The organism is Synergistaceae bacterium DZ-S4, from assembly GCA_025943965.1.
In the GTDB taxonomy this organism is placed as follows: domain Bacteria; phylum Synergistota; class Synergistia; order Synergistales; family Synergistaceae; genus Caenicola; species Caenicola nitritireducens.
Window position 1 is genome coordinate 62,020 of record JAPCWD010000005.1, and the last position, 25,274, is coordinate 87,293.

24 protein-coding genes are annotated in these 25,274 nt (G+C 52.9%); 12 read left to right on the plus strand and 12 right to left on the minus strand.

Annotated elements, in window-relative coordinates:
• Window positions 1-18 precede the first annotated feature (18 nt).
• The 12 genes from OLM33_04495 (at window position 19) to tpiA (ending at window position 13,590) form a co-directional block, all read left to right on the plus strand.
• Window positions 19-1,254 carry a molybdopterin molybdotransferase MoeA gene (locus tag OLM33_04495; protein ID MCW1712933.1) on the plus strand — a complete coding sequence of 412 codons (1,236 nt, stop codon included), beginning with the start codon at window positions 19-21 and terminating at the stop codon, window positions 1,252-1,254.
• The gene (locus OLM33_04500; protein MCW1712934.1) at window positions 1,248-3,164 is read left to right on the plus strand and encodes a molybdopterin biosynthesis protein; all 1,917 of its coding nucleotides are present in this window, start codon (window positions 1,248-1,250) and stop codon (window positions 3,162-3,164) included. The genes OLM33_04495 and OLM33_04500 overlap by 7 nt, the downstream gene beginning before the upstream one ends.
• Window positions 3,152-4,126 (plus strand): GTP 3',8-cyclase MoaA, encoded by a 975-nt coding sequence (gene moaA, locus OLM33_04505; protein MCW1712935.1) that lies wholly within the window; start codon window positions 3,152-3,154, stop codon window positions 4,124-4,126. Before OLM33_04500 ends, moaA begins: the two co-directional genes overlap by 13 nt.
• A 3-nt stretch (window positions 4,127-4,129) precedes the next feature.
• The gene (gene moaC / locus OLM33_04510; protein ID MCW1712936.1) at window positions 4,130-4,621 is read left to right on the plus strand and encodes a cyclic pyranopterin monophosphate synthase MoaC; all 492 of its coding nucleotides are present in this window, start codon (window positions 4,130-4,132) and stop codon (window positions 4,619-4,621) included.
• Window positions 4,618-5,439: a MogA/MoaB family molybdenum cofactor biosynthesis protein gene (locus OLM33_04515; protein MCW1712937.1), complete on the plus strand. Its 822-nt coding sequence runs from the start codon at window positions 4,618-4,620 to the stop codon at window positions 5,437-5,439. Before moaC ends, OLM33_04515 begins: the two co-directional genes overlap by 4 nt.
• A gap of 79 nt (window positions 5,440-5,518) precedes the next feature.
• Window positions 5,519-6,412 (plus strand): RNase adapter RapZ, encoded by an 894-nt coding sequence (gene rapZ / locus OLM33_04520; protein ID MCW1712938.1) that lies wholly within the window; start codon window positions 5,519-5,521, stop codon window positions 6,410-6,412.
• Complete coding sequence (locus OLM33_04525) at window positions 6,409-7,533, plus strand: YvcK family protein (GenBank protein ID MCW1712939.1); 1,125 nt, start codon at window positions 6,409-6,411, stop codon at window positions 7,531-7,533. The genes rapZ and OLM33_04525 overlap by 4 nt, the downstream gene beginning before the upstream one ends.
• Window positions 7,534-7,535: 2 nt before the next feature.
• Window positions 7,536-8,444 carry a DNA-binding protein WhiA gene (gene whiA, locus OLM33_04530; protein ID MCW1712940.1) on the plus strand — a complete coding sequence of 303 codons (909 nt, stop codon included), beginning with the start codon at window positions 7,536-7,538 and terminating at the stop codon, window positions 8,442-8,444.
• A complete protein-coding gene (locus OLM33_04535) occupies window positions 8,419-10,392 on the plus strand; it encodes a glycogen debranching enzyme N-terminal domain-containing protein (protein ID MCW1712941.1) in 1,974 nt (657 codons plus the stop codon). Before whiA ends, OLM33_04535 begins: the two co-directional genes overlap by 26 nt.
• 121 nt (window positions 10,393-10,513) lie before the next feature.
• Complete coding sequence (gene gap / locus OLM33_04540) at window positions 10,514-11,533, plus strand: type I glyceraldehyde-3-phosphate dehydrogenase (GenBank protein ID MCW1712942.1); 1,020 nt, start codon at window positions 10,514-10,516, stop codon at window positions 11,531-11,533.
• A gap of 4 nt (window positions 11,534-11,537) precedes the next feature.
• A complete protein-coding gene (locus tag OLM33_04545) occupies window positions 11,538-12,728 on the plus strand; it encodes a phosphoglycerate kinase (GenBank protein MCW1712943.1) in 1,191 nt (396 codons plus the stop codon).
• A 73-nt stretch (window positions 12,729-12,801) separates the two neighbouring features.
• A complete protein-coding gene (gene tpiA / locus OLM33_04550; GenBank protein MCW1712944.1) occupies window positions 12,802-13,590 on the plus strand; it encodes a triose-phosphate isomerase in 789 nt (262 codons plus the stop codon).
• A 308-nt stretch (window positions 13,591-13,898) separates the two neighbouring features.
• On the opposite strand, the gene OLM33_04555 is transcribed toward tpiA, so the two are convergent.
• The 12 genes from OLM33_04555 to OLM33_04610 form a co-directional block, all read right to left on the minus strand.
• Window positions 13,899-14,264: an HIT family protein gene (locus tag OLM33_04555; protein MCW1712945.1), complete on the minus strand. Its 366-nt coding sequence runs from the start codon at window positions 14,262-14,264 to the stop codon at window positions 13,899-13,901.
• Between the two features lie 15 nt (window positions 14,265-14,279).
• On the minus strand, window positions 14,280-14,654 hold the full coding sequence (rsfS, locus tag OLM33_04560; GenBank protein ID MCW1712946.1) for a ribosome silencing factor: 375 nt from the start codon (window positions 14,652-14,654) through the stop codon (window positions 14,280-14,282).
• A gap of 54 nt (window positions 14,655-14,708) precedes the next feature.
• Window positions 14,709-16,124 (minus strand): LCP family protein, encoded by a 1,416-nt coding sequence (locus tag OLM33_04565; protein ID MCW1712947.1) that lies wholly within the window; start codon window positions 16,122-16,124, stop codon window positions 14,709-14,711.
• A gap of 26 nt (window positions 16,125-16,150) precedes the next feature.
• Entirely contained in the window at window positions 16,151-16,768 is a 618-nt protein-coding gene (nadD, locus tag OLM33_04570) for a nicotinate-nucleotide adenylyltransferase (protein ID MCW1712948.1), read from the minus strand.
• 21 nt (window positions 16,769-16,789) lie between these two features.
• Window positions 16,790-18,157 (minus strand): GTPase ObgE, encoded by a 1,368-nt coding sequence (gene obgE, locus OLM33_04575; protein MCW1712949.1) that lies wholly within the window; start codon window positions 18,155-18,157, stop codon window positions 16,790-16,792.
• An 83-nt stretch (window positions 18,158-18,240) separates the two neighbouring features.
• On the minus strand, window positions 18,241-18,498 hold the full coding sequence (gene rpmA, locus OLM33_04580; GenBank protein ID MCW1712950.1) for a 50S ribosomal protein L27: 258 nt from the start codon (window positions 18,496-18,498) through the stop codon (window positions 18,241-18,243).
• Between the two features lie 30 nt (window positions 18,499-18,528).
• Complete coding sequence (gene rplU, locus OLM33_04585; GenBank protein MCW1712951.1) at window positions 18,529-18,840, minus strand: 50S ribosomal protein L21; 312 nt, start codon at window positions 18,838-18,840, stop codon at window positions 18,529-18,531.
• Window positions 18,841-18,996: 156 nt separating this feature from the next.
• Window positions 18,997-20,667: an AAA family ATPase gene (locus OLM33_04590; GenBank protein ID MCW1712952.1), complete on the minus strand. Its 1,671-nt coding sequence runs from the start codon at window positions 20,665-20,667 to the stop codon at window positions 18,997-18,999.
• Between the two features lie 2 nt (window positions 20,668-20,669).
• Window positions 20,670-21,551, minus strand: coding sequence for an NAD(+)/NADH kinase (locus OLM33_04595; protein MCW1712953.1), 882 nt, complete (start codon window positions 21,549-21,551; stop codon window positions 20,670-20,672).
• A 16-nt stretch (window positions 21,552-21,567) separates the two neighbouring features.
• On the minus strand, window positions 21,568-22,383 hold the full coding sequence (locus tag OLM33_04600; GenBank protein MCW1712954.1) for a TlyA family RNA methyltransferase: 816 nt from the start codon (window positions 22,381-22,383) through the stop codon (window positions 21,568-21,570).
• Window positions 22,383-24,254 carry a 1-deoxy-D-xylulose-5-phosphate synthase gene (gene dxs, locus OLM33_04605; protein MCW1712955.1) on the minus strand — a complete coding sequence of 624 codons (1,872 nt, stop codon included), beginning with the start codon at window positions 24,252-24,254 and terminating at the stop codon, window positions 22,383-22,385. Before dxs ends, OLM33_04600 begins: the two co-directional genes overlap by 1 nt.
• A 107-nt stretch (window positions 24,255-24,361) precedes the next feature.
• Window positions 24,362-25,273, minus strand: a complete 912-nt coding sequence (locus OLM33_04610; protein ID MCW1712956.1) for a polyprenyl synthetase family protein — start codon at window positions 25,271-25,273, stop codon at window positions 24,362-24,364.
• Between the last annotated feature and the right edge of the window lies 1 nt (window position 25,274).

A 25,274-nucleotide genomic window follows, 5' to 3' on the forward strand; every position in this document is an offset into this window, starting at 1 on the left:
CGAAAGGTCGCTGTATTGATGTCCGGTTTTGTAAAAGAGGTCACACCCCGGATGGATGCCCTGCAGTATGTTGCTGAGAGGCTCTCTTTTCCCTGGAGTGTGCGAAGTGCAGATATACCGCTTGATTCTGCCCTCGGAAAGAGGATCGCCCGGGATATAAAGGCAGAAGAACAATATCCCCCCTTCACAAGAAGCCTGAGAGACGGCTTTGCTGTCTACAGTCCCGATGTTGTGGCGGCGACTCCGGGTACTCCCACGTTTTTGAACAGGGCCGGGGATATCCCGATGGGGCTGGTCCCCGAATTATCCATAGTGTCCGGAGAGGCTGCCTCCATCCCTACGGGGGGGGTACTTCCAAAGGGCGCCGATGCTGTTGTTATGCTTGAAAGCACGACCTCCGCAGGGGGATGGATAGAAGTGAGGGATGCGGTCCAGTCGGGAGACAATGTGATCCATGCCGGAGAAGAGTTTCCGGCGGGACAAAAAGTCCTTTCCGGGGGAGACATGGTCGATTTCAGGACTGTGAGCATCCTGTCGACCCTTGGGATAAGGAGCGTCCCCTCAGCAGACCTGAAGATAAGCATCCTGAGTACCGGAGACGAGATAGTTCCGGTCGAGACGCGGCCGCTTCCTCCCGGAAGGATAAGGGATGTGAACGGTTGGTCGGTGAGGTCCCTTCTTTCCAGATATGGTTTCGAAGCTGAATACGGAGGGATCCTCCCGGACGAAGGCGACAATTTTGAGAGTGCTGTGAAAGATGAGATAGGAAAGTGCGATGTTCTGGTGCTGAGCGGAGGTTCCTCCGTTGGGACCAGGGATCACTGTTCAAGGGTTTTGGAAAAACTTCCCTCGCCGGGTCTGATGGTCAGGGGGATAAACATAGTCCCGGGAAAGCCAGCCCTGATCGCGGGATGTCTGGAAGAGAAAAAACTCATCGTCAGCCTTCCCGGTCATCCGCTGTCATGCCTGACAGCAGCATTCGTACTGCTGCTTCCTCTGCTGCTGAGGCTTGTCGGCGCCAATGAGGAAAGGTGCGGCATAAAGATGCAGCTTCCTGTGCTGAGAGACATTACCGCAAGGACCGGTCCGGAGGAGTTCGTTCCCTGCAGGGTGACTGCGGGGGGAAAGATCGATCCGATACTTGCCAAGTCAGGCTATGTCTCTTCACTCGCGTCAGCGGACGGATTTATAAGGATACCCGAAGACAGGGAAACTATCAGGGCCGGTGAGACGGCGGAGGTATGGTTATGGTAGCCCGATACAGCGAGCACATTGAACTGGTGAAAGCTTTGGATCTTCTGAAAGAGGCCTTTTCGGACCGGATCCTCAAAAATATAACTGAAATGAAGATATCCGATGCGCTCGGATGCGTCCTGGCAGAAGACATCACTGCACACAGGAACGTTCCCCATTACGCGGCTTCTGCTGTGGACGGATACGCCCTTGATGCATCTTCCACCATAGGCGCCTCGCAGGCGACCCCGGCAAAGCTGGGATCTTCGTCATACAGGTGGATGAACACCGGAGCTGATATACCGCACTGGGCCAACGCCGTGCTGATGGTCGAGGATTCTTCGCTTGAGGGCGATGACCTGCTCATATTCAAAAGCCTGACACCTTCCGCAAACGTAAGGCCGCTGGGAGAAGATGTCATGGCCGGCCAGATCATAGCGCGCGAGGGGGAGAGAGTCAGCCCGGCCCTGATCTCACTCTTTCTCTGTGCGGGCATAGACAGTGTCCCAGTCTTCAAAAAGCCGAAGACCCTCTACATACCTACAGGAGACGAGGTCATCGATAGGGAAAAATGGCTCGAAGACCCAAGTCCAAGATCAGGAACAGTAGCCGAGAGCAACTCTCTTTTCATCGAGGCCTCCTTCAGGGAATGGGGATATGAAGTGGACGTCTCGGCTGTGGTGCCCGACGATCCCGCGATCCTTAAGGAAAAGGTTTCGGCGGGAGTTGACGGGTACGACGTTGTCCTGGTGGGGGCAGGTTCGGCCAAAGGCCGCCGGGATCACACCAAAGAGGTCTTTGAAGAGCTTGGGGAAATGATATTCAGGTGGATAAGAATGAAACCGGGAAGACCGGCTATGGCAGCCGAGATCAAAGGAAAGCCTGTGATATGCCTGCCGGGATTTCCCATGTCGACCACTGTGGTACTGTGGAGCCTTGTCTACCCACTCCTCAGCTTCCTTTCGGCCAGGGACGGTGACAGGGAGCTGCTGATCAGGGAGGCTGTCGGCTGCAGTGAGACATGGGATACTAAGCTGCTTGTCCAGCACTCATCCCCCGCAGGCATAGAAGAATGGCTCCGGGTAAAGACAGCAAGGGTCGGAGATATCCTCTATTCCTGGGCCCTGACCTCGGGAGCCAGCGTTCTCTGGGCTCTGGCGGAGGCAGACGGCATAGCGCTCCTTCCGGCATCGGCACTTGAGTGTGAGAAGGGCACCGATGTGAAAGTCTGGATGAAGAGGAGGGTCGACCTGGACAGAAGGATACTTTTCCAGGGTTCGGACGACCCCGCTATACAGCTTCTGGTGACGCCTGTCAGGCACAGGGGAGGAGATCTTGTCTCGCGTGCGGTCGGAAGCATGGGGGGACTGGCCGCTTTAAGCAGGGGGGAATGCCATCTGGCAGCTGCCCATTTGCTTGACGACAGGGACGGCACATACAACGACAGCTTTATAGAACGTTTTGCGGGCGGCGCCAGATGGGAGAGGGTGCTTGTCTTCTACAGGACACAGGGGATGATCGTTCAGAAGGGGAACCCAAAGAATATCCATACCTTCGAAGACCTCTGTGCCGGAGACAATGTGTTTTCAAACAGGCAGCCCGGGGCCGGCACAAGGGTCCTCTTCGACCATCTGCTCAAACAGGCGCGTAAGCTGCCATCGGAGATAAAGGGTTACGAACAGCAGTGCACGACGCACATGGAAGCTGCCAACCGGGTCTTTACCGGACTGGCGGATGCAACCTTGGGGATCAAATCGGCGGCCGATGCGCTGGGGCTTGACTTTATCCCGCTTGCCGAAGAACCCTATGAGCTTGTGATACCTGCAAAATATATGGACCACCCCGCCGTCAGGGCGCTTCTGGAAAGCCTCAGCGACAGCGAGTGGAGAGGGACCGTCGAGGCAATGGGGGGCTACAGATGGCCAGACTGACGGACGATTTCGGCAGGGACCTCAACTATGTCCGCATATCGGTGACGGACAGATGCAACTACAGATGCAGGTACTGCATGCCGCCTGAGGGCGTCGAATATCTTGAACACAGCGAGATAATGAGGTACGAGGAGATATCTTTTCTCTGCAGCGTCCTCTGGGAACTTGGCGTAAGGAAGGTCCGCTTTACCGGGGGAGAGCCGCTTGTCCGCAAAGGGCTCGTAAGCTTCCTCAAAGAGCTGAACAGGGAGTTCCCGGACATGAAGACGGCGCTCACGACAAACGGATCGCTGCTTGGGGAGTATGCTGAAGGGCTTGCTGAGGCGAATCTCCATTCCCTTAATATCAGCCTGGATACTCTCGATCCCGTTAAGTTTGCCGAAGTGACAAGGCTTGGAGACATGGACAGGGTCATTTTCGGGATAAGAGCCGCTGTAGGGGCCGGACTGAGGAACATCAAGCTCAATACGGTGCTTATAAGGGGCTTTAACGACGGAGAGATAGGTACCCTGATGGACTTTGCCAAAAAGGAGAGAGTGCTCCTCAGGCTGATAGAATTCATGCCGCTGGAGGACGATGTGTGGAGCGAAGACGCCTTTATCAGCGGAGAAGAGATACTGAGGATGCTTCCCGACGGAGATTCCTGGAAGGCAGAAAAGCATGACTCGGAACTTTCGGGCCCGGCAAAATACTACACGAATGAGAAGACGGGCGATTCTATAGGAATAATTACCGCTGTTTCAAACCATTTCTGCAAGCACTGCAACCGCCTCAGGGTCTCGGCGACCGGAAAGCTCAGGACCTGCCTCTTCGCACCCGATGAGACACCGATGAGGCACCTCATACTGGATGCAGACAGGGAAGGACTAAGGAAGCTCATACTCGGAAGCATAAAAAACAAACCCAGATGCTGGAACGACGTACGGACAGGACACCAGCAGATGTCCGGGATAGGAGGTTAAGGAATGGCGGATTATACCCATTTTGACAGCGACGGAAGGCCCGTGCTTGTGGATGTAAGCAAAAAAAATGTAACTTCCCGCACTGCCTGGGCGGAAGGATGGATAGACCTTCCGGATGCCATATATGAAAAAGTATCTTCGGGAAACGTCAAAAAGGGCGACCCGTTTCTTATCGCCGAGCTTGCCGGTATCATGGGGGCAAAGAGAACCCCGGAACTTATCCCGCTCTGCCACACGATACGGCTCGACAACGTAGTCGTGAAATGCGAGCTTGCCGAAGGCGCCAAGTCAGTCAGGATAACGTGTGAAGCAACTGCTAACGAGGTGACCGGGGTAGAGATGGAGGCACTGACAGGAGTATCTGCGGCTGCTCTCTGCTTCTACGACATGTGCAAGGGGATAGACAAGGGAATGGTCATAAGGGATATCAGGCTCATCCGTAAAACAGGCGGAAAGAGCGGGGAATGGAATGCAGAAGGGGTGTTCAAGGTATGAGGGCACTGAGACTTTACGCACCGTCACTTATTGGGGACCACACGCTTTGTTATATCCATGCCGATTCCGCGGGTGAAAGCTGTGTAAACGAGGTACGGACAAACATAACATATGCGGAGGCCGGAACAGACATCTCATCTGGTCATTACTCAGATAAGATGACGATAGTTCTTCCGGGCGGGGCCCGGCTTGGAGAAGGCGACTTCCTGGCGGCGGGGGACGGAGATGCGCTTCTGAGGTGGGAGGATGCCTCCGGCATTTTCAAAGTTGTAAAGGCGGGCTTCCTGAGTGTTTCGTCACGCGTATGCATCTGGAAGACGATAAGGACTGCGATCCTGACGGTAAGCGACAAAGGAAGCAGAGGAGAGAGAGAGGACACAGCCGGACCTGAACTGGAAAGACTTATAACTGCCCAGGGCGGAGTGGTGTCCAAAAAAATGATCGTCCCCGACGAAAGGAATGTGATCGCCCGGACGTTGAAGGAGTGGTGCGGTGAGGGCTTTGACCTGATCCTCACTACGGGAGGGACCGGCCTTTCGCAGTGCGATGTTACTCCCGAAGCTCTCATGGATATAGCCGAAAAAACAGTCCCCGGCTTCGGCGAGATGATGAGGATGAAGACGCTGAAGTATACCGAAAGAGCTTTCCTTACAAGGAGCCTGGCTGTGATATGCGGAAAAACTCTCGTGATCGCATTTCCCGGAAGCAGAAGGGGAGCGGCGCAGTGCTTCGAGGCTGTAGTTCCGGCGCTCAGGCACGGAGTAGAAACGCTGGCAGGATGGGACGGCGAGTGCGGAGAACACCCGCACATCAAATAAAGCGCCTGCGGATCAGAGCAGGATCCGCGGGTAAAGGACATATCGGAATAATTTGAACGACCGGGAGGGGATCGGATCTATGAAGGGTACTTGCGCCTCAGGCAAGATCAGAAGATGTGTGATCATTACAGGAATGTCCGGCGGCGGCAAGTCCTCCGCACTCAATGTGTTCGAAGATCAGGGCTTTTATGTCATAGACAACCTTCCTCCGACACTTCTTCCGCAGCTCCTTGACGTGCTCACGGGGCACCAGTCGGCTGTAAACAAGGGTGTTGCGGCGGTCGTCGATGTAAGGGGAGAAGAGCTGCTCAACGACCTGGAGAAGGTGCTTTCAAAGCTTCGTGAAAAGGTGGATAAGCTGGAGATACTGTTTGTCGAGGCAACAGACGAGACTCTGGTCAGAAGGTTTGAGACTACCAGGCGAAGGCACCCGCTCTCTGAAAACAAGACCATACTGGGCGGACTTGCCCTTGAGAGGGAACTTCTCAGCCCGATAAGGAAAAACGCAGATATCGTGATAGACACTACCGGACTCAAGTCAAACGAATTCAGGACAAAGCTGCTGGAGGTCATGGGGATGACTTCGGGCAAAACTTCTGTGATACTCAGTTCCTTCGGTTTTAAGTACGGCATCCCCCAGGATTCTGATTACGTGCTTGATGTCCGTTTCCTTCCGAATCCAAATTACATCGACGAACTCCACCCGCTTTCCGGCAAGGATTACGAGATACAGAAATATCTTTCCGGTTTTGAAAATCTGGATCTGTTTCTGGAAAAGGCGGAGGACCTGCTGGATTTTGTCTCATCGGTGTATGGCAGCACAGGCAAGCAGCAGATACACATAGCCATAGGCTGCACAGGCGGCAGGCACAGATCTGTCGCGGTCTCTGAGATGCTGGCTGTCCATCTTAAAAAGAGGGGCAGCAATGTGATCGTAGATCACAGGGATATCGACAAGGGAGAGCCGCAATGAATTTCTATTCGGCACTGCTCATAATAATGGTGATAGCCGCTTCGGCCTTCTCATTTTATGTGCTTTCGGGGAGAAGCAAACATCAGAACAAAACGACCTCAGGCCGCCAGGGGATAATGACGAATGCCGTTGAATACAGGCTTTCCCTCGGACCCAGAATAGTCACGATAGGGGGCGGTACCGGCCTTTCGACCCTGCTTGCCGGCCTCAAGGGCTTCACAAGAAACATAACGGCGGTGGTGGCAGTCACAGACGAAGGCGGAAGTTCGGGCCGCCTCAGGCAGGAGTGGGGGATGCTGCCTCCCGGAGACATAAGGAACTGCATAGTTGCGCTCGCGGAAAACGACAGCTCCCTGAACAGGCTTCTCAACTTCAGATTCGACAGAGGAGAGCTCAAGGGACATAATCTGGGCAACCTCATCCTTCTGGCGACCACGGAAATGATGGGCGATTTCCAGCGCGCGGTCGAAGAACTGAACAAGATGCTCGCCATAAGGGGACAGGTGCTTCCGGTCACGACCGAGAACGTTGTGCTGAAGGGCGAAACGAAGGACGGCAGGGCCGTAAAGGGAGAACTTGAGGTATCCGACAACGGGAGCAAACTTGCAAAACTCTGGATAGAACCCTGCAACGCGCCACCGCTTGAGGGAGTCAAAAAGGCTCTGAATTCAGCCGACCTTATCGTGCTCGGACCGGGAAGCCTCTTTACCAGCGTACTTCCCAACCTTCTGCTGAAGGAAGTTTCCGACATTCTTAAGGAATCTCCCGTTCCCATCGTATATGTGGCAAACCTGGTCACACAGCCCAAAGAGACTGAGGGCATGAACATACTTGCCCACGTCGACTGGGTCGCCGGAGTTCTCGGGACCGTCCCTGACTACCTTCTTGCAAACCAGGCTCCGATACCCGAGGAATTTTTGAACAGGTACAGTAAGATAGGAGCGGAACCGCTCTATCTTTCGAATGAAGAGGAAAAATATCTTGAATCGCTTGGTACCACTGTCATTTACGGTGATTTTATAACGATAAAGAACGGGGCGTATCTGAGGCACAACGCGCAGAGCCTCTCAGAGGCGATAATAAGGCTGGCGCGTGAGAACCGGGAGACGAAGGATCTTTAAGGATGGAACACCTGAGCCACAGGATCTGGGATGAGTGGACTTCCCTTCAGCCCGTCCCCCCTGTTGAAGATGAGATAGCGGGGATCCTTGACGGACTGAACTGCAGGAAAAAGGGAGAGGGATATGAGTTTGCCTCGGGCAGATACTTCGCTGTGAGGAAACTTATGAAGCTGTGGTCTGAATCAGAATATCAGGCATTGGGGTCCATAAAGATAATATACGGAGAGAAGCAGAAGAACAGGATGCGCTTCTCTCTCGATGCCGGCATTGCAGAGATGGTCTTTGAAAGAGTGTCGGCCTCTTCCCGTAAAAAGAGGAACTGGAACTGGGTAAGGGGCATGTGGGGCACCTGCGGAGCCCTGTATATGCCAAAGACGGGCTATTATTTAGTGCTCAGGCCGCCTGCAAGGAACGGCAGCTCAGAAAGGATACGGAGCATACTGAGGTCAGCCGGCTTCAGCCTCGGTGCCAGAAAAAAAAGCCGTACGCTTGAGCTTATGCTGAGGGATCAGCAGCAGATAGTCACATTCCTTTCGAGACTGGGCTTTGTGAAGACTGTCCTGGCACTTGAGGAGACCGCGATCTACAGGTCGATGAGAAGCAGGGCCAACAAGCTTGTAAACTGCGATTCCGCAAATATCAACAAAACGCTTGAAGCGGCCGGGAGACAGATGAAACTGATAAATGAACTGGAAGAGGCTGGTATCACAGAAGAACTACCCGAAGAACTGAGGGAACTTATATTTGCACGAAAACGAAATCCGAGCATATCCTTAAAGGAACTCGGGCAAAATCTACCGAGACCTATCAGCAAAAGTACGGTAGAATATAGGTGGAGGAAATGCGAAAAAATATTGCATAAGCTGTTGAAGGGGGATGGTGCCCATGTATTTGGGAAAGGCAGACGTTAACACCTATGATAAGGGGGCGGGCAGGGAGTTTCTTGTTTCCAACGGCCGCGGGAGCTACGGGTTCTCAACGGTCATAGGAGCAAACACAAGAAGAGAGCACGGACTCCTCGTTGTCCGCCCGGAGGGAGAGACCCGGCACTCAGTGCTGGTCAGCAAGATCGAAGAGACGATCTTCCACGAAAAGAAGAAGTATCAGCTTTCCACAAACCGCTACAAAGACCTCGTCTATCCTGACGGATACAGATATCTTCAGGAATACCAAGGCAACCCATTTCCAAGTATGTTGTTCGTAATACACAGCATCCTCCTCAAAAAGTCGATTTTCATGCCTCAGGGAAAAGCGTGTACGATAGTCAAATACGAACTCCTGGCCGCGCCTGACAAGATCCGCATTGATCTGCGCCCGCTTTTCGCTCACCGGATCAATTCCGAGGTCTGTCCGGAGGCAGCCAAGGGAGAGCTTGAAATAATATCCAGGGATAACAGTTCGATCGGCGTAGAGGGAAAGGGACACAGAAGCTACTTCAGCGTCACGTCCGGCGCCTGGACTCCCAAACCTCTCTGGTACGAGAATCTCATCTACGAACAGGATGACATCACCGAAATGCCGTCGGTCGACCATCTGTGGTCTCCGGGACACGTAAGCAGCGAAATATCCGAGGGAGACGTACTCTACGTCATTCTCTCCGACGAGCCCGTGACGATGCCCATGGAGGAGATACTTTCGATAGAAAAGGAGTGCTCCGAGAGGTTTGAAAATATTCTCGAACATGCCAACCTTCCGGCACTGAGCAGTGCCGAGCAGGATATGATCGCAGCCTCCTACCATCTGATAGATGACAGGGACGACCCGGTTTCGCCTGTCTACACAGGGTATCCCTCTGTTGAGTTCAAAGCCAGGGATACTTTTGTCTCTCTGCCGGGACTGGCGCTTGCCACCGGAAGAGAAAAAATAGCAGAAAGAGCCCTCAGGATCTGGGCTGACATATGCAGGAACAACGACTGGGTGATGCCTGAACGCATCGCACCCGACAGAAAATGCATATTTGAGGCAGCGGACAACGGGCTATGGTTCGTCTACGCGGCTGAGAAGTTTACAAAGCATGTGGGCCTGAAGGACGAACACGCTGAGATAAGGACCGCGGCAAGAAAAATAACAGACCGCTATCTCTCGGGAATAGACCGCCTGGACCTTGTCTGCGGAGATGACATGCTTCTGGCAGTCAACTCAGACGACCCGCTGAGACACTGGATGGATGCAGTTGCCGGCGGAGAGACGGTCGTGCACAGAAGGGGATACCTGGTAGAGGTAAACGCTCTCTGGCACAACGCGCTGAAGGTCTCGGAAAAGTTCGCGGAGGCAGACGGCGACACCGCAGCCGCGAAGAAGTATGCCGAAACGGCGGAGAAGTGCGCAGCTTCCTTCCGTGAGGTTTTCTGGTACGCCGACAAAAAATGTCTCTACGACTGGATCGACCCATCAGCCCCAGAAAAAGACACGGCTATCCGGCCGAACCAGATATTTGCTGTCTCGCTCCCATACTCGCCTCTGACGGACGACATGGCGAGAGGCGTAATAAGGATCTGCTGGGACGAGCTTTATACCACATACGGACTTCGTACCCTGGATCCGAGGCAGGATAAGTTCAAGGGAAGGTCTGAAGGAAGGCTTGACCAGAGAATGAAGGCCCGTTTCCGCGGAATGGCATGGCCGTGGCTCCTTGGTGAATTCATATCGGCATTCCTTAAGTACAACCCGGCCAGGACCGACCTCGGATGGATCTTCATGCGGCCCTTCAACTCACATCTCAGACACAGGTGCCTGGGAGGTATAGCGGAGTGCTTCGATGGGATGATGCCCTACAAGCCTCACGGAGATGTGCTCAGTGCTATGGCTCTGGGAGAACTCTTAAGGGTTTTGCACGAAAATCTGCAATTTGATGAGTAAAACGGACTAGATCCGTTTGACTTTAAAGCTATATGGTAGCAAAATCAATTAAGAGCAAATAATAATCTATGCTCAAATATTCACAAATAGTTTGTGACAAAAATTTAAGGAGGCAATTCTAATGGCAAAGTACAAGGTTGCGATCAACGGTTTTGGACGAATTGGGCGTCTCTCGCTCCGTTCCTTCTTCATGAACGGAAAGGACAATCTCTTTGAGATCGTGGCAGTAAACGACCTCACACCGCCGGCATCCCTTGCATATCTCCTGAAGTATGACTCAGTTTTCCGCCGTTTCCCCGGCGAAGTTTCCATCGACGGAGACTTTCTTGTAGTGAACGGCAAAAAAATAAAGGCAGTGGCTGAACCCGATCCCGCAAAACTGCCGTGGAAAGAGCTCGGTGTGGACCTTGTAATCGAAAGCACAGGCCGCTTTACAGACGCCAATGCGGCAAAGGCTCACATCACGGCAGGAGCTAAAAAGGTCATCATTTCGGCGCCGGCCAAAAACCAGGATGCAACGATAGTAATGGGAGTTAATGAGGGTATATATGACCCAGCAAAGCACAATATCATCTCAAATGCCTCCTGCACCACGAACTGCCTTGCTCCGGTGTGCAAGGTCCTTCAGGAAAAGTTCGGCATTGTCGAGGGACTTATGAACACGATCCACTCCTATACTAACGATCAGGTAACACTCGACTTCCCGAAGTCTACTCTTTCCCGCGGAAGGGCGGCAGCGCTTTCCATCATCCCGACGACTACCGGAGCCGCAAAGGCTATCTCGGAAGTCATGCCGGAGCTGAAGGGTAAACTTAACGGTTTCGCTCTGCGCGTCCCGACCCCGGACGTCTCGGTCGTAGACCTCACTGTGGTTCTTGAAAAGGCCGTGACCGCCGACGATGTGAACGCGGCAATGAAGGAATACGCCGAAGGGCCTCTGAAGGGCATCCTGGGCTATGAACCCGAAGACCTTGTTTCAATGGACTTCGTAGGTGATCCGCGTTCCTCGATCTTCGCGCCGAGGCACACCATGGTGATGGGCGACAAAATGGTAAAGGTGCTCTCATGGTATGACAACGAATGGGCTTACAGCAACAGAGTGATAGACCTGGCAGAGCACATTTTCTCGAAGGGGCTTTAACCATATGAGGCTGAAAACTTTTTTGCCCGGTGACGTCACCGGAAAAAAGGTTTTGGTGAGGGTCGATTTCAATGTACCTCTCGAAGACGGCAAAGTTGCCGATCCTACAAGGATCTGTGCACATCTTCCCACTTTGAGGGCTCTTAAGGCGGCAGGAGCCAAGGTCGCTCTGATATCTCACCTGGGCAGGCCAAAGGGGACGGCGGACATGAAATACTCGCTTAAGCCTGTCGGCGAGGAGCTTGCGAATATTACCGGATGGGATGTCCGTTTTGTCCCGGAGTGCGTTGGTCCTGACGTTGAAAAAGCGACCTCAGGCTGGGGCAACGAGGTCCTTCTTCTTGAGAACGTCAGGTTCCATCCAGAAGAAGAAAAGAACGGCATGGATTTTGCAAAAAAACTGGCAGAGAACTTCGACCTCTTTGTCATGGACGCATTCAGCGCGGCTCACAGGGCCCATTCTTCAACAAGGGCGGTCGCGGAGGTGCTCCCATCATTCGCGGGACTTCTGATCGTGAAGGAGACAGAGATGCTCGGAACTGTCCGTGACGACCCAAAAAAGCCATTCGTGCTTATACTGGGCGGAGCAAAGGTGTCCGATAAGATAGCCGTCGTAGAAAACATGCTGAAAAAAGTTGACACCATACTTATCGGCGGAGGGATGGCCTTTACCTTTTTCAAGGCGAAAGGGCTCGAGATCGGCAAATCACTCTGTGAGGAAGATAAGGTCGAGTTCGCTTCAAAGATGCTTGATGAGGCAGAAAAGCTTGGTGTGAAGATACTCCTTCCGCTGGATGTCATCGCAGCGGACGAGTTCAAAGCCGATTCGCCGTGGACTCTGGTCGCTCCTGAGGAGATCACCGCGGGCAAGATGGGGCTGGACATCGGCCCGGAGACTGCCGCGGCTTTTGCTGATGTCATTCTCTCTTCCAAAACTGTTCTCTGGAACGGACCTATGGGTGTATTTGAGATGCCCGCGTTCTCAAAGGGGACTGAGGCTGTAGCCAAAGCGCTGGTAAAGGCAACGGAAACGGGTTCCTTCACCGTAGTCGGGGGAGGGGACTCCGCGGCGGCGATCGCCCGGTTCGGATTAGAGGATAAGGTCTCACATGTTTCCACAGGAGGAGGAGCAAGCCTCGAGTTCTTCGAAGGAAAGATACTGCCCGGAATAGAACCGTACGAAATCAGGGAATAAAAAGATAAAAGCGGTTTTGGGGATGAATTTCTGCCGAAGCCGCTTTTTTTTGTATATCAAGGAGGATCAGAAGATGCGGAGAAGATTTATTGCGGGAAACTGGAAAATGTTCAACGGACCGGCTGCTACCGGGGAGTTTATGTCTGATTTTGTGCCGAAACTGACCTCGGATGCAGGTATCTCCTCAAATATTGATAAGGGAATGATGGAAGTCGCAGTCTTTGCTCCCTTTGTGTCGCTCTCTGCCGCTGCAGCGGGGAAGGGGAGCTCTCCTCTTATCATCGGCGCTCAAAACATGCATTGGGAAAAAAGCGGAGCATTCACCGGCGAAGTTTCGGCTCCCATGCTCAAAGAAGTTGGCTGTACCCATGTGATCATCGGACACAGCGAGCGCAGGCATGTATTCCATGAGACAAGTGAAGAACTTCACAATAAGTTGGTCATGGCCCTGGAAGAAGGACTGAAACCGGTTTTCTGCGTCGGTGAGCTGCTTGAAGAACGAGAATCGAGAAACACTTTTGACGTGATAAGAAAACAGCTTCTGGCAGGGCTGAAATCGATGGACGGCAAGGATGTTGCAGAAAAGATAATAGTCGCGTATGAACCCGTCTGGGCGATCGGAACAGGCAAGACTGCGGGCAGCGAAGACGCGCAGGAGGTCTGCGGATTTATCAGAAAACTTATTGCTGACACATTCGGCGAAGGCATATCAGACAAGACGATCATACTGTACGGCGGAAGCGTAAAGCCGGAAAACACTGCCTCGATACTTTCAATGAAGGACATCGACGGCGTACTTGTCGGAGGTGCCTCCCTGAAGCCCGACAGCTTCCTGGCGATAGCGAAGGCTGCAGTCCAATAATAGAAATCTATCAACATCGATCATAGATAAGACATAATACATCATAAAAAGAGGGATCAGTATCGTCCGGAGGGGGCAAAGACAACCATTAAAACCCTCCGGCCTTTTTATTGAAAGCGATCAAAAAAATGCCCCTCCAGGATCGACGCAGAGGGGCATAACTTGTATAGGTAGGCACATTCATACCTCTGAAAAAAGCGGTTGAAAAGAGCTCTCGCCTCAGGTAAGTATCTGCGTCCAGAAAAGGGGGCTTCTGATAAAAAAAATAAGGTCACATAAGATATATTATAGGACATTAATTATTTTTATTATTTATACTTCATTTTTTCGGGAATGACGCCGCGGACACCGCCGTTGGGAGCTTCAGTGTCCCCTGGGTATCTGGGTATCAGATGTACATGAGCATGCATGACCGACTGTCCGGAAATCTTTCCGCAGTTCACTCCGATGTTGTAGCCCTCAGGCGAGTATATCTGGTCAAGCATAGGCTTAGCTTCATCGATCAGGTTGAAGATGGCCTCACGTTCTTCCTTTGTGATGTCAAAGAAGCTTTCCGCGTGTCTCTTGGTTATAAAGAGCATGTGTCCTTTGTTTACAGGCATCCTGTCAAATATCGCATAGACCAGTTCGTTGTCCAGTATATAGTCATCTATTTCACAAAAGATGCAGCTCATCCTTTTCCCTCCCCGCTATTCGTCCTGATCGCGGAATTTCAATGCAGGAGCGTCTCCCCAGAGCGAATCGAGCCTGTAATAGTCACGTCCCTCTCTGCTTAGAATGTTTACGACCAGGTGTCCGGCGTCCATCAGGCACCAGCGGCTGCTCTCCTCACCCTCGACCTTGTGAGGGAGCTTCATTTCGTCAAGTTTCTCGCTTGCAGTGTCACGCAGGGTCCTGGCATGAAGATCTGAACGGGCAATGGCGACTATGAATGCCTCAGTGAAACCTGAGACCTCGCTCAGGTTGTGTACGGTAACCTCCAGCGCATGCTTGTCCATCAGCGCGTCCACCAGTGGCTTGTATGGTTCGTAGAACTCCTCTATCGTAGCTTTTGATGATGTCATAAAAGTCTTCGCCCCGCCTTCTCAGAAATTGAAATCTGTGGCAATCTGTAATTGCTATTGTGTGCTTATCTCTATAAGTTTGTCAATGCGGCGGATCAGCTCCTGGCTGTCGTGTCCGATGATCACCGAAGGATAGAATGCCTGATTGTTCGATCTTACCAGACTGCCGGGTATGTCAAGCAGTTTACCTAGAGTCTGGGCAGTTTTTATCATCTCAGGTTTCGCATTTAAGGGGTATACTACGTTGCTGCTCCTGTAGTCAAAGTGCTTCGCATTTGCCGACATGACTACCTCAATGCCGATCTTCTGTAGTTTTGAGGCGACCTCAGTACTCAGCCCCGCTTTGCCTGATCCGTTGAGCACTGCTATCGATTCCGGCATAGACCTAATGAGGCTCAGAAGCTCGTCTTTTGTAATGGCATTTTCCGGTTTCTTCTCTTCCTTCTTTTCATGTCCGATCGTTTCTCCGTTTACCTTCGTCTCATCTGCCGCCGAAGAGTAGGACAAAGACAGGCCCGCAAAATTGCTGGTATTCTTGTTTTCCGTCATATCACCGGAGATCAGCATCTCGATCGGAGCGTTGAGGAATTCGTTCGCGGCCTTGGTGTCCCCCACCCAGTAGCTGAGGTTGTTGACCATCGCAGCCTGACCGTGGAGGGTGGAAAAGAATATCCGCTCCCTGCCGAGTTCGTTCTGGGCAAAACCTGCCAGCTGTATAGCGAGTGCGGGAGACATGTCCGTCTTGAAGAGCTTCATCATCTGCGCGGTCAGTTCCGGGATCTTGACAAGTATCCTGGGATCGTAGGCTTTTTTCAGAACTGCCTTGATGAACTGCTGCTGCCTGTGCACCCTTCCTATGTCGCCCAGTGCGTCCATCCTGAACCGGACATAATGCAGCGCTGTTTTCCCGTCCATTGTCTGAAGGCCGGGCTTGATGTTGATGTCAAGCTTGCCTGCCCTGTCTACATATCTCATTTTTTTCTCAACATCTATCTCGACCCCGCCCAGGATGTCCACAACTGCAGGGAAGCTGACGTAGTCTATTATCACATAGTAAAGGATGGGCTGTCCGAGATACTTTTCGACGGTAGCCTTGAGAAGGTCCGGGCCTCCGTACGCAAATGCGTGGTTGAGTTTTTGAACGCCGTGTCCCGGGATCTGTACCCGGGTGTCCCTTGGAAGGGAGAGTACCCTAATGTTCTTGTCATCTATGTCGATAGTGGCGAATAATACGGTGTCGGAGCGCCTTGAGCCCTCTACGTCATCCTCCCCCATGATGAGGATGTTGAACCTTCCCTGTTCCTTCAGTGCGGCGTACTGCGCACTGCCGCTGTCTATCGAACTCTCAATGGTGCCGAGTATGTCCTCTGATTTTGTGTGAAGTATGGAATAGACCTTGATCCCGGCGCCTGCGGCTATTCCCAGTATTGCTATCGCCACGACTGTTATGATCGACTTATAATGTTTCATCAAAGGCGTTTACCTCCATGCGGGTATCAGATGTCTCTGTACAGGGACTTTTTTCTGATATAGTGTTCCACAGACGGCGGGACAAGAAACCTTATGCTCCTGTCCCTTCTTACCCTCTCTCTCAGTCCCGTACTTGATATTGCCAGAAGCGGTATCTCAAGCGATATAATAGCTGACCTTAAGTCTTCGGGCAGTTCTTCCATTCTGCTGCGGGCATATCCATACCTACTAACGGCTACAAATTTACACATGCTCATGATTTCCTCAGGGTTTTTCCATGAGACGATATCGAGTACGGCGTCCAGTCCCGTTATGAAGTAGAATTCCGTGTCATGATATTCCGGCATTGCTTTCAGCTGTCTCAATGTATCGATGGTATAGCTTTTGCCGGTCTTGTCGATCTCTATTCTCGAGACGGAAAAATAGGGACAATCGACTGTCGCCAGTACCGTCATCATGTATCTGTCTCCCGAAGAAGAGACTTTCTCCCCTGCTTTGTGGGGAGGCTGGCCTGTAGGGACGAAAATAACTTCAGAAAGGCCAAAGGCGGCGTGGGCCTCGTCCGCAGCCCTGAGATGTCCGTAATGTATCGGGTCAAAGGTGCCTCCCATGATACCTATCCTTCTCTGACAGCTGTTAGTCATTATTTTCTGCCTCTTTTTGTCTTAGTCTTCCTCCGGTTCCATATCTTCGACCGGATCTTCTTCATCCGGAATTTCAGGGTCTGAGGGATAATAGTCAGGGTAGAAAATGAACTCCCTGTGCCCTATCGTGATCTGGTCTCCCTCTTGTGCCCCTGCTGCTTCCAGAAGCTCCTCGACCTTGTATTTCCTCATAAGAAGGGTAAATCTTGCGACATTCTCGTCCTGGCTGAGGTCATAGCGTTCGACAGCCTTTTCCAGCCTGTGGTGAAGGACCCTGTATCCTCCTCCGTGGAGGGATATGATCTGGATCCTGTTCCTCGTCCTGACAGTCGCCGGGGTATCTTCCTCTCTGTCAAGCGCGTAGAGCCTTACCTCGCTCCTGGGTCTGGGGTTCTTTTCCGTAAAGTCTATTATATGCCTTACAAGCTCCGGAATGCCCTCTTCAGTCAGTGCGCTCACAGCACAGAAGCTTATGCCCGCAGATCCAAAATGCCGGGACAGCTTATCGAGCAGCTCTTCAGGCTCCTCAAGTTCATCAAGCTTGTTGGCTGCCACAAAGTACGGACGGGTGTCCAGGTCCGGGTCGAATGATCTCATTTCGTTTCGGACTGTCTCGAGCTCTTCAATGAGCAGGTCAAAATCCCGGCATTCCAGGCTAAGCACGTGGATAAGAAGCCTGCTGCGTGCGATGTGTCTCAGAAACTGGATGCCAAGCCCCTTGTTCATGTGGGCGCCTTCGATGAGTCCCGGTATGTCCGCGATCACTATCCTCTCATACCCGGTCGTCAGTACACCCAGGTTCGGAGAGAGTGTTGTGAAGGGATAATTTGCGATCTTTGGCTGGGCGTTGGATATCGCCGCAAGTATGCTCGACTTCCCGACGTTTGGAAGACCTACGAGTCCTACGTCGGCTATAAGTTTAAGTTCAAGCCTCAGCTCAGCTTCTTCTCCGAGGTCCCCGTTTTCACAGAACCTGGGAGCCTTTCTCGCAGAGCTCGAAAAGTAGCGGTTGCCTCTGCCTCCCCTGCCGCCTCTGGCGGCAACGAAACGGTCCCCCGGTTCTACAAGGTCGGCTAGCCCCTCGTTTGTCAGAGCGTCATAAATTATTGTGCCGCATGGTACAAGCACAACTGTATCTTCACCCATGGCTCCGTTTCTTGCGCTGCCTTTGCCATGGCTTCCGTCGCTGCCCTTTATGTGTCTCTGGTATTCGAGGTCGGCAAGCGTCTGAAGATTGGTGGTGGCCTCAAAAATGATGCTGCCTCCCCTTCCTCCGTTGCCTCCGTCCGGTCCCCCGTTAGGCCTGAACCTTTCGCGGAGGAAACTCATGCACCCGTTCCCTCCCCTTCCTGCCTTGACAGAAAGACGCATTGAATCGATAAATTTCATTGTCTGTTACCCCGTCCCTGAAATACTATAAAAGGGGGCCTGCTGTTTAAGGCCCCCGGGATCATGCTGAAACTTGCTATTGCTTAAAGTGCTTCAGGCTCAACAGTTACGAATTTACGGTCTGCCCTGGTTAGAAAACGGACCTTGCCTGCAGCAAGAGCGAAAAGGGTGTGATCGCGGCCGATCCCGACATTGTTTCCGGGGTGGAACTTAGTGCCGCGCTGACGCACTATTATGGTCCCGGCGTTGACTGACTGTCCGTCACTGCGCTTCACTCCCAGATATTTTGGCTGACTGTCCCGGCCGTTAGTGCTGCTTCCCTGACCTTTTTTATGTGCCATAACTCGGTTACCTCCTCTTTAAGTACTGCCCTAGCCTGTGATACCGTCGACCTGTACAAGTGTGTACTGCTGACGGTGTCCGCGGAATTTGCGGTAATTCTTCTTTCTGCGGTACTTGAAGACGATCACCTTGTCATCTTTGCCGTGTTCAAGGACTTTGCCCGTAACTGCGGCTCCCTCAACATAGGGGGTGCCGATAACAGGTCCGTCATCCTTGCCGAGAAGGATAACTTTGTCAAAAGAGACCTCTGCGCCCTCTTCGGCGTGGATCTTCTCAAGACGGAGTTTGTCTCCTGCCGCTACTCTGTACTGCTTGCCGCCCGTTTCGATCACTGCATACATACTTATTTTTCCTCCCTCCGCTGCGTGTCAGGCAGCCCTGAGGCTTTTGTGGCCTGCACCAAGCGCATTCTACAACCTGCGTATTATAGTGAAAAATGTATGTTTAGTCAATAAGAGAGGTCAGTCCGTACGAAACCGTCTGCCGCTTCAGGCTGGTCAACGATGACTGTCACCGTTGCCGCCCGTATTTAGGAGCGACCTCGCATGTTCCAGCGCTTCGCGGGAGTTGTCGTCTCCTGCGAGCATTCTCGCGATCTCCTTTTCGCGCTCCGCGTCCCTGATCTCAGTGACGGTCGTCTCGTCTCCGTCCCTTTTTACCAGAAAGTGCTGATCCGCCATCGAAGCAATAGCGGCCTCATGGGTTATCAGAACGGTCCTGCATCTTCCCGACAGTTCCCTCAGTTTTTGTCCGGCAAGAAGGGCGGTCCTGCCTCCAAGCCCGGCTTCGACCTCATCAAAGACCAGTGTTCCCGGGAGCTGTTCATCGCCGAGCGAGAGCTGGAGGGCTATCAGTATCCTGCTAAGCTCGCCGCCTGAAGCCGTTCTGCCCACGGGCAGGGGGGGCTGGTCAGGCATGCTCATTTTGAATGAAACTGCTTCCGCCCCGTTCGAACGGAGCTTGTCCTGTTCCTCTATGTCGATAGAAAAGAGCGCATGCTCCATCGCGAGGTCATTCAGGTGGGAGTTCACCCTTGAAGCGAGCTCTTCAGCCGCGGCCTTCCTAAGTTTCCGAAGTTCCAGGGCAAGAGATCTTGTCCTCTTTTTATTCTCAGCAGCCTTCATTTCAAGCTCTTCAAGCTCAGCATGGTTCTCTTTGAGCCATGCCATCCCCTCAGATGCTTTGGCAGCGTGATCGAGAAGCTGTTTGCAGCTGAAGAGGTCAAGCGACCGCTTCAGTTTTCTGAGGGATCCGATCTTTTTCTCCAGACGCTCTTTTGCCTCTTCAATGCTGCCTTCCGCAGAGAGTTCCCGCAGTTCGTCCTGAAGCATCACCGCCACTGACTGTGCCGAAATAAGCATCTTTTCGACGCCATCCTTCCAGCGGCCCGTCTTTGCAGGTGAAGACGCATATATTTCCCTGCTGATCGATTCAAGGTTTTCAATGATACCGCCGCAGGCTGTCCCTCCGGCAAGCCTTTCGTGTATTGATGCAAGCGCGGTTCTGGCGTTTTCCTTTGATTCAAGTTCCTTAAGTTCAGTTTCCCATATTCTCTCGCTGTCTTCTTCCAGTTCCAGGGCCTTTATTATCCTGATCGCGTTTTCTGCATTCTGGCAGAACGCTTCAGTTTCTTCCCGCCGTTTCTTCAGGCTTATGATCGTGCGCTCTGCCGCCAGCGTTTCGTCGAAAGCGGACTCAAGCTCCTTTTTGATCAGATCCAGCGGCTTTCCTCCGCAGGAGTCCACAAGGTCAAGCTGGATGGAAGGATCTATAAGACCGAGCTGTGCAAACTGGCTCTGGATGACAAGCTCTCTTTCCATCGATGAAGAGAGCGTGCCCAGCGGGACAGGGTTGTTCTGCATCAGGCATCTGCCCCTCCCGTTCCGGCTGAACTGGCGCCTTACTATGAGAGTCCCGCCCTGAGGCTGGTATTCTTCATCAAGTCCTGGGATCCTGGTGCATGAAATGGTCATAAGAACATCCGCGGATTCCTCGAGTGCGTGGATGTAGTTGGTCTGGGCACGTTTCCCGGCGATGAATTCCATGGCGCGCACGAGGCTGCTCTTGCCTGAGCCGCTCTCGCCGGTGATCACTATGAAGCCGCCGCTGAGAGATAACTCCGCCTCTCTGATGCCGCCTACCCCGCGGACGCGGATATCCTCGATCAAAGTCAGTCTCCTCCGTCTGTGATCCCGTTAAAGCCCCAGCGCAGCTTTTCCCTGAGGAGATCGTAGTAGCTCCTGTCTTTAAGCTGGATTATGTTTATGTGGATGTCGGGATCCAGCATGGCTTCAAGGTGATCGTCGGGAAGCAGTTCATAACATAGCTGTCCGTCCTGAGTGAGTATGAGGTTCCTGTTGTCCCCCTTTGGAGTCACATAGGCCCTGTCTGTGCCGCTCAGGACTACCGGCCTCGCGTAAAGCGTATGTGCGCATATCGGAGCCAGAAGCATGCAGGGAACATGAGGCGGGACTATCGGACCGCCCGCTGAGAGGGCATATGCGGTAGATCCTGTCGGAGTGGAGAGTATAAGCCCGTCAGCAAGGAAGAGGGAGAGTATTTCGTCGCCCACGCGTACTTCAAGGTCTATGACCCTTGCGAGGCTGCCTTTGGATATGACAAGGTCATTCAGGGCGTGAAGCTCGTATACGATCCTTCCTCCCCTCCATACCAGCCCTTTTATCAGGTGTCTCTGCTGGAGAGTGAAATTGTTCTCCAGTATTGAGGTAATATCCTCTTTCGCGCACTCGGGGTCGCCTGTGGCAAGGAAGCCAAGCCTGCCGAGGTTGATCCCGTAAAGTGGTATCGGATAGCCGAAAGTGTACCTCGCAGCACGTAGAAACGTGCCGTCTCCGCCCAGGATGACAGCGAATTCGACATCTTCGCGCCATATGTTGTCGGGTATATCTGGTATGCTGAGGGCGGAAGCCTCGTGCGGAGGAAGCATAAAGTTGATGCCGCTCTCCCTGCCCCATGCGCAGAGTTTTGAGGCCAGGCTTATGGCTTCAGGTTTCTGCGTATTGAAAAGAAGTCCGACGTTGTTTTTTTTCATCTTTTGTCCCCTGCCTTTACTTTGTAGCCACGTGTGCCTCTTCGACCAGTTTCCCGAAGTCAATATCGGCATGTTTCACTATTGTATTGCTCTTCAGTCCCAAAAGAAAGAGAAATTCTATATTGCCCTCAGGTCCCCTTATCGGCGAATATGTCGCATCTGAGAGGAGAAGTCCCGTCTCACTTTCGACGAAAGCGGCCAGATCACTGAGTGTCTCCTCGTGAAGTGCGGGGTCGTGGATCACTCCCCTGCCGACCTTTTCCCTTCCGACTTCGAACTGCGGTTTTACCAGCACTATCATTGCCCCTTCCGCTTTCAGAAGCGCCTCAAGCGGTCTGAGAAGCAGTTTCAGTGATATGAAGGAGGCGTCTGAAACAATAATGTCTGCCTTTTCTCCGCCGATCATATCCTCAGTCAGACGCCGGGCGTTGGTCCTTTCCATCACTACGACCCTGGGGTCGTTTCTGAGTTTCCAGGCAAGCTGCCCGTATCCGACGTCGACCGCGAATACTTTTTCGGCTCCCCTGGACAGAAGCACATCCGTGAATCCTCCGGTGGAAGCGCCGATATCGATACAGGTCTTTCCGGAGGGGTCGATCCCAAATATGTCCAGTCCTCTTGTCAGTTTATGGGCTCCCCTGCTCACCCACTCTTTCTCCGGGGCGTCAAGGCATATGTCGGAATCGCCGGAGACCATCGAGGCGCTTTTGTTTACAGTTATTCCGTCGACCTTTACCCGTCCCTCTTCTATGTAACTCTGGGCCGCTGTCCTTGAAAGGAGCATCTGCCTTTCTACAAGGATTTTGTCCAGCCTTACCAGCCTTTTCTTCATCACTGCCCTTTGAGCGAGTTTATTACCGCTTCAGGGGTGAGGCCGCATTCGGTCCACTGCTCCGAGCGCGTCGCATGGGATATGTACCTGTCCGGGATGCCTATGTTTATGACTCGGCACTCCGGATGGTTCCTGCATGCGTATTCTGAGACCGCCATGCCCGATCCTCCGTTCAGATAGTTTTCCTCGGCTGTTACGACGACAGAGTGTTTTCTCATTATCTCTGAGAGCCCTTCGAGATCCAGTGGCTTTATGAAGCGAAGGTCAGCAACTGTCGGAATGATGCCCTCACCGGTTTCAAGCTTCTCAGCAGTCTTAAGCATCAGTTCGACAGTACTTCCTATCCCCAAAAGACATACATCACTTCCACGGGCAAGGATCTCCAGTTTTCCCCACCCTGCAGGAACTCTCTCTGTCCGGCCTGCGGGCAGGATATCCTGGGGTGCCTTTCCCCTTGGATATCTTGCGATCATCGGGATGCCTCTTTCGATCCAGCCATTTACGAAAAATCTGAGATCCGAAGCGTCCCTTGGCGCAGCGATCGTTATGCCGGGCAGGGTCCTGAACCACGGGACGTCAAGGAGTCCGTGATGAGTCTCCCCGTCCTCGCCTACAAGGCCGGCCCTGTCTGCCCCGATCATTACGGGCAGTTTTGAAAGACATATATCGTGCATCAGCTGGTCCGCAGCCCTTTGAAGAAAGGTCGAATATATGCAGACAGCCGGTCTCATCCCGCCTGCCGCCATTCCTGCGGCGAAGGTCAGCATGTGTTCTTCCGAGATCCCCACGTCGAAGAACCTTTCCGGATACTTTTCTGCGAATCCGTTCAGTTTGGTCCCGTCAGTCATCGCAGCGGTGCAGACAGCGATGCGCGGGTCATGGGAGGCTGCCTCTGTAAGTGCCTCTGACATTATCTCGCTCCAAGAGGGCCGTGATGTCGCAGTGTGGTTCTGTGCCGCGTCCAGATCGGTGTTGGGGCCAATCCCATGGAAGAAGGGCGAGTTGTTCTCCGCTTCGCAGCATCCCTTGCCCTTTTTCGTAAGGACATGGATAAGAACAGGTTCTTTGCAATGCCTTGCGAGCCGGAAGACCTCCTCCATCTCCTCTATGTCATGGCCGTTGAACGGGCCCCAGTAGTTTATTCCCATCTCTTCGAAAATGTTCGTCGGAAGGATCAGGGATTTTAATTTGGACTTGATCTTTTTGAGTGCCTCTTCCAGCGCGTCTCCGCGTTTTAAGGTGTGACACTGATCCTTAATGAAATCCTTGAATTTAATGTACGTGGGGTTTACAGAAAGACGGGCCAGGTGTCCTGCTATCCCCCCGATCCTCGGGCTTATGGACATCTTGTTGTCGTTAAGGACTATGATCACCTTTGTCCCCGTACTTTCAACGCAGTTGAGGGCTTCGAAAGAGACCCCGTTCAGAAGGGCTCCGTCCCCTATCACCGCAACGACTTCGTGGTTCCGGCCGCTTATGTCCCTCGCCTTGGCGTAGCCCATTGCCGCAGATATGGATGTGCTGCTGTGGCCGGTCGTGAAAAAGTCATAGGGGCTCTCGTCCATTCGGGGAAAGCCTGCTATCCCGCCCCTGGTCCTCAGCGTGTGGAATCGTTCAAGTCTGCCTGTCAGTATTTTATAGGCATATGACTGATGTCCTACGTCAAAGATGATCTTGTCCCTTTGGGGGTCGAAGGCCCTCAGCAGGGCCACGGTGAGTTCCACCGCTCCGAGGGAGGATGCCAGGTGTCCGCCGTTCTTCAGTGTCACCTGAAGTATCATTTCCCTTATCTCGCAGCTAAGTTTGTTCAATTCGCCGTATGTAAGGCCTTTAAGGCCTTTGAAATCCTTTACCGATCCAAGCATGCTCATGGATGATCTCTCCAGGTCTCGATTTTAGCGGCCGGGCCCGAAGTCTGGCCCGGTCCTTCCTTATGCACGTCCTATATATTAGCACTCCGCAGCCGCGGATGTATGGTTCAGTGAGTCCTCCTTAGGAGGTATCCGGGAAATTCCGACAGGAAATCGTCGCCGGGAAGGATCCTGAGGATGGCTTCCCTTGCAAGCCCGGTCTCTTCGCGTGCCATTTCTGCAGCCTTCTCCATGCCGTATACGGTGACATGGGTCGCCTTGTCCTGCTCTGCGTCCTTTCCCGGAGTCTTGCCAAGCTCCTCAGCCGTGCTGGAGACATCAAGGATGTCGTCTATTATCTGGAATGCAGATCCTATGTGAGTGCCGTAATCCCAGCAGCAGGCGAGAATAGCCGGATCGTCAGTGCCCAGGGCCGCTCCCGCTGTTACGGAGGCCCTGATGAGAGTGCCGGTCTTGAGTGATGCGATCCTGCGTACGTAGGAAGGGTCAGTCTTCGCCGGAGCCGTGTCCATGTCGAGGACCTGGCCTCCGCATACTCCCGCAGGGCCTATGGCGCTGCTGAAGATCTGCATTGCTTTCAGCAGCCTGCCAGGTACGATCTTATCGCTTTTGCAGAGAGGGTATTCAAGGGAGAGAGCAAGGAGCGCGTCGCCGGCGAGAACAGCAAGCGTCTCACCGAAGACCGCATGGTTCGAAGGTTTTCCCCTTCTAATGTCATCATCGTCCATGCACGGAAGGTCGTCATGTATCAGCGTCGCAGTGTGGAGCATCTCGAAGCCCAGAGCGAGCGGAAGCGCATCATGGGGCTGACACCCAAACCTCTCTGCTGCGGCCAGGCATAGCACCGGACGCAGCCTCTTTCCTCCTGCAAAGAGGGAGTAGTCCATGGCTTCGCTCAGTTTTTCGGGAACTCCGATGTTTCTCAGCGCAGACGATGTTCCAAGATATTCCTCAAATATTCCCCTGTACCTGTCAAACTCACTTTTTACCCTCAGGTCCTGTTCCTTGACTCCCGGCATG

What these genes read in the sequence shown, in the direction of transcription:
- OLM33_04495 (MCW1712933.1), top strand. Translation starts at nt 19, where the DNA reads ATGTCCGGTTTTGTAAAAGAGGTCACACCCCGGATGGATGCCCTGCAG.
- OLM33_04500 (MCW1712934.1), top strand. Translation starts at nt 1,248, where the DNA reads ATGGTAGCCCGATACAGCGAGCACATTGAACTGGTGAAAGCTTTGGAT.
- moaA (MCW1712935.1), top strand. Translation starts at nt 3,152, where the DNA reads ATGGCCAGACTGACGGACGATTTCGGCAGGGACCTCAACTATGTCCGC.
- moaC (MCW1712936.1), top strand. Translation starts at nt 4,130, where the DNA reads ATGGCGGATTATACCCATTTTGACAGCGACGGAAGGCCCGTGCTTGTG.
- OLM33_04515 (MCW1712937.1), top strand. Translation starts at nt 4,618, where the DNA reads ATGAGGGCACTGAGACTTTACGCACCGTCACTTATTGGGGACCACACG.
- rapZ (MCW1712938.1), top strand. Translation starts at nt 5,519, where the DNA reads ATGAAGGGTACTTGCGCCTCAGGCAAGATCAGAAGATGTGTGATCATT.
- OLM33_04525 (MCW1712939.1), top strand. Translation starts at nt 6,409, where the DNA reads ATGAATTTCTATTCGGCACTGCTCATAATAATGGTGATAGCCGCTTCG.
- whiA (MCW1712940.1), top strand. Translation starts at nt 7,536, where the DNA reads ATGGAACACCTGAGCCACAGGATCTGGGATGAGTGGACTTCCCTTCAG.
- OLM33_04535 (MCW1712941.1), top strand. Translation starts at nt 8,419, where the DNA reads ATGTATTTGGGAAAGGCAGACGTTAACACCTATGATAAGGGGGCGGGC.
- gap (MCW1712942.1), top strand. Translation starts at nt 10,514, where the DNA reads ATGGCAAAGTACAAGGTTGCGATCAACGGTTTTGGACGAATTGGGCGT.
- OLM33_04545 (MCW1712943.1), top strand. Translation starts at nt 11,538, where the DNA reads ATGAGGCTGAAAACTTTTTTGCCCGGTGACGTCACCGGAAAAAAGGTT.
- tpiA (MCW1712944.1), top strand. Translation starts at nt 12,802, where the DNA reads ATGCGGAGAAGATTTATTGCGGGAAACTGGAAAATGTTCAACGGACCG.
- OLM33_04555 (MCW1712945.1), bottom strand. Translation starts at nt 14,264, where the DNA reads ATGAGCTGCATCTTTTGTGAAATAGATGACTATATACTGGACAACGAA.
- rsfS (MCW1712946.1), bottom strand. Translation starts at nt 14,654, where the DNA reads ATGACATCATCAAAAGCTACGATAGAGGAGTTCTACGAACCATACAAG.
- OLM33_04565 (MCW1712947.1), bottom strand. Translation starts at nt 16,124, where the DNA reads ATGAAACATTATAAGTCGATCATAACAGTCGTGGCGATAGCAATACTG.
- nadD (MCW1712948.1), bottom strand. Translation starts at nt 16,768, where the DNA reads ATGACTAACAGCTGTCAGAGAAGGATAGGTATCATGGGAGGCACCTTT.
- obgE (MCW1712949.1), bottom strand. Translation starts at nt 18,157, where the DNA reads ATGAAATTTATCGATTCAATGCGTCTTTCTGTCAAGGCAGGAAGGGGA.
- rpmA (MCW1712950.1), bottom strand. Translation starts at nt 18,498, where the DNA reads ATGGCACATAAAAAAGGTCAGGGAAGCAGCACTAACGGCCGGGACAGT.
- rplU (MCW1712951.1), bottom strand. Translation starts at nt 18,840, where the DNA reads ATGTATGCAGTGATCGAAACGGGCGGCAAGCAGTACAGAGTAGCGGCA.
- OLM33_04595 (MCW1712953.1), bottom strand. Translation starts at nt 21,551, where the DNA reads ATGAAAAAAAACAACGTCGGACTTCTTTTCAATACGCAGAAACCTGAA.
- OLM33_04600 (MCW1712954.1), bottom strand. Translation starts at nt 22,383, where the DNA reads ATGAAGAAAAGGCTGGTAAGGCTGGACAAAATCCTTGTAGAAAGGCAG.
- dxs (MCW1712955.1), bottom strand. Translation starts at nt 24,254, where the DNA reads ATGAGCATGCTTGGATCGGTAAAGGATTTCAAAGGCCTTAAAGGCCTT.
- OLM33_04610 (MCW1712956.1), bottom strand. Translation starts at nt 25,273, where the DNA reads ATGCCGGGAGTCAAGGAACAGGACCTGAGGGTAAAAAGTGAGTTTGAC.